Consider the following 3,326-nt stretch of genomic DNA (forward strand, 5'->3'; position numbering starts at 1 on the left):
GACGCTGCGGGAAAGCCGCACGTTGGGCCTGGTCACCCGCGCGGGTTCGCCGCTACCCTGCTGGAAAGCGCTTTCCGCAACGAGGTGCCCGCCGGGCAACCTGCCCGGCCCCGGCCCCGGCCTGGGCCTGGGTCCTGGCTCTGGACTTCGCCTAGCGCTGGCTCCGGTCCTGGCCTGGCCTGGTCTAGGGCTGGACCTGGCTTGGGGCTGGACCCGGCCTGGCTCGAGCTGGACCTGGTCTTGCCTGGCTGGTCCTGGTCCTGGTCCTGGTCCTGGTCTGGCTGGCGCTGGCGCTGGACCTGGCCTGACGCTGGCGCTGAACTGGCCCTGGCCTAGCCCTGGCCCTGGCCCCGGCCCCGGCCCCGGCCCCGGCTCTGGCTCTGGCTCTGGCTCCAGGCTCGGTGCCGGTGCCGGGGCCGGTGCCGGTGCCGGTGGTTGTGGTGGCGCCGTGCCCGTGGCCGTGGCCGTGGCCGTGGCCGTGGCCGTGGCCGGGGCCGTCGCCGTCGGCCCAGGGCCGGGGCCAGGACCAGGCCGGTGCGCGTGCGCGTGTGCGGGGGAGCGGTGGTGCTGGTGTGGCGGGAGGGGTGGCTGATGCGGCGGTATGCGGTGGTCGGGACCGGGGCGCGGGCTCGGGTGCACGTCGCGGCCGTGGAGCGGTACGGGGTGCTCGTCGGGCTCGCGGATCCGAACCCCGTCCGGATCGCCGCGCACAACCGGCTGCTCGCCGCGCCCGTCCCCGCGTACCGGGCCGCCGACTTCACCACCATGCTCGCCGAGCAGTCGGTGGACGTCGCCGTGGTCACCACCGTCGACCGGCACCACGCGCACTACGTCGTCGCCGCCCTCGAAGCCGGGTGCGACGTGATCACCGAGAAGCCCATGACCACCGATCCCGAGGGCGCCGCCGCGGTCGCGGACGCCGTGGCGCGGACCGGGCGGCGGGTCGACGTCGCGTTCAACTACCGCTACCACCCGGTGCACGAGCGGGTCGCCGGGTTGCTCGCGGGCGGGGTGGTCGGGCGGGTCGGGTCGGTGCACTTCGAGTGGTTCCTCGACGTGCGGCACGGCGCCGACTACTTCCGCCGCTGGCACCGCGACAAGGCGTCCTCCGGCGGGCTGCTCGTGCACAAGTCCACCCACCACTTCGACCTGGTCAACTGGTGGCTCGGCGCCGCGCCGGTCAGCGCGTACGCCCAGGGCTCGCTGTTCTTCTACGGCGAGGAGAGCGGCAAGCGGCACGGTCGGCACCGGGACTACGCGCGCGTGCACGGCTCGCCCGAGGCGGACGGCGACCCGTTCGCGCTGCGCCTCGCCGAGGACGGGTGGCTGCGCGAGCTGTACCTGGACGCCGAGCCCGAGGACGGCTACCAGCGCGACCAGAACCCGTTCGCGCCCGGCGTCACCATCGAGGACGACCTGGCCGTCCTGGTCCGGTACGACACCGGGGCGAGCATGACCTACCACCTGACGGCGTACTCGCCGAAGGAGGGCTACCGCGTGGTGTTCAACGGCGACGCGGGCAGGCTGGAGCTGGAGGTGGTCGAGACCTCCTGGGTGAGCGGCCAGCACGCGGCGGGCGAGCCGGGCTGGGTGCGCCTGACCGCGCAGCCGCTGTTCGGCCGGGCGAGCGAGCTGCCGACCGAGCACGGCGGCGGCCACCACCTGGCCGACCAGCGGATGACCGCCCAGCTCTACGGCCCCCCGGTCCCGGACCCGCTCGGCCGCCGCGCCGACCACGCCGACGGCATCCGCTCGCTCCTCACCGGCTTCGCTGCGAACCGCAGCCTGGCCACCGGCCAACCGGTCGCGGTCGCCGACCTGCTCTGATCGCGGATCGCGTCGCGCCGAGGCCCCGCCGCCACCAGCCGCTTGCCGCGAGCAGGGAACCCGCTGCCGCCCGCGCCCCGCCCTCCGGCAACCCCGATTCCCCGCCCTGGGGAAACCCCCTCCCCAACGGGTGCAACAAAAACCCGCCCCGTTCCGCCTCCCCGCCCCACGCCCCCTCCGGCGGTAGCCTGCGCGGGTGTCGCTGCTGGGACCCTCGGACGAGTTGCCGCTGACCCCGCGCCGCGTGCTGGTCGCAGGCACGTCCGGCTCCGGGAAGACCACCCCGCCCGGCCGGATCGGCGAGTCGCTCGGCCTTCCGCACGTCGAGCTGGGCTCCCTCTTCCGCGGCCCCGGCAGGCAGCCCCGCCCCGAGTTCGCCGACGACGTGCGCGCGCTGGCCGCCCGCCCCCGCTGGGTCACCGAGTGGCAGCACCACGACGCCCGCCCGGTCCTCGCCGCGCGCGCCGACCTGCCGGTCCGGCTCGACCACCCGCGCGCCGCGGCCCTGCGCCGCCTCGTCCGGCGCACCGCCCGGCGCCGGGGCGCGGACACGGTCCTGTGGAGCGGCAAGGCGAAACCACCCCTTTACACGGTGTTCACCGATCGGGAACACGTGGTTCGCTGGGCGTGGAACGCGCACGGTCGCACCCGCCACCACGTCGACGTCCTCCGCGCCTGCGGCGGACCGGCGCCGGTGGTGGTGCGGCTGCGCGGTCAGCGCGAGGTCGACGAGTGGCGATCGGGGCCACTCCGGCGCGTGGCGGGGTACGGGCCAGACGGGAGAGCCACCCCGGTGGAGCGGTGGCGCGGGGCCGGGGTGCAGCGGTTCGCGATCTCGCACTGCCGCGCGGTGCGGGGGCGCGGGGAGGAGTCGGTTCGGTGATGGAGCGGGCGGTCGGCATCGGGAGCGCGCTGGTGCTGGGGGGTACCGGGATGCTCAAGGGGTGCTCGGCCGAGCTGGTCGAGCAGGGCTGGCAGGTGGTGCTGCCGTCGCGGCGGGCGAGGTTGGCGCCGGGCCAGGCGGTGCGGGAGGCGGTGCGCCGTCGCGGGCACGTGCCGACGCCGCGCGCCTCGGCGGGCGGGACGGGCGGGTCCGTCGTGGAGGTCGCGGCCGACTGGTCGCGCCCGCAGGAGCTCGCCGGCCTGGTCGGCGACGCGCTGCTGCGACCCGCCGGGCTGCTGGTGGCGTGGGTGCACGACAGCTACCGGGTCCCGGTGCTGGAGGCGGTCGCGCCCCTGCTGGAGGCGGGCGCGCCGGTGGTGGAGGTGCACGACATCAGCGCGGTCAGCCCCACCGGGGGCCTGCCGGAGCCGGTGCTGCCGGGGCACCCGACGCAGCAGGTCGTGCTCGGGTTCGTCCGGCGGGACGGTCGGACCCGCTGGCTCAGCCACGAGCAGACCGCGAGCGGCGTGATGGAGGCGGTGCGCCGGGCGCTGGCGGGCGACCCGCCCTCGGTGCGCCAGGTCGGCGAGGTCGACACCTGGGAGGTCCGCTACTA

3 protein-coding genes are annotated in these 3,326 nt (G+C 76.2%); all 3 read left to right on the forward strand.

Annotated elements, in window-relative coordinates; all coding sequences use genetic code 11:
- Positions 1 to 534: 534 nt before the first annotated feature.
- Positions 535 to 1,827, forward strand: coding sequence for a Gfo/Idh/MocA family protein (locus tag ACTUAL_RS14530; protein WP_440900615.1), 1,293 nt, complete (start codon positions 535 to 537; stop codon positions 1,825 to 1,827).
- A 196-nt stretch (positions 1,828 to 2,023) separates the two neighbouring features.
- On the forward strand, positions 2,024 to 2,710 hold the full coding sequence (locus ACTUAL_RS14535; RefSeq protein ID WP_440900616.1) for an AAA family ATPase: 687 nt from the start codon (positions 2,024 to 2,026) through the stop codon (positions 2,708 to 2,710).
- Positions 2,710 to 3,326: hypothetical protein (locus tag ACTUAL_RS14540; protein WP_218181087.1), on the forward strand; the 617-nt coding region annotated here is incomplete at its 3' end. The genes ACTUAL_RS14535 and ACTUAL_RS14540, both read left to right, overlap by 1 nt.

Source organism: Actinosynnema sp. (assembly GCF_052038725.1).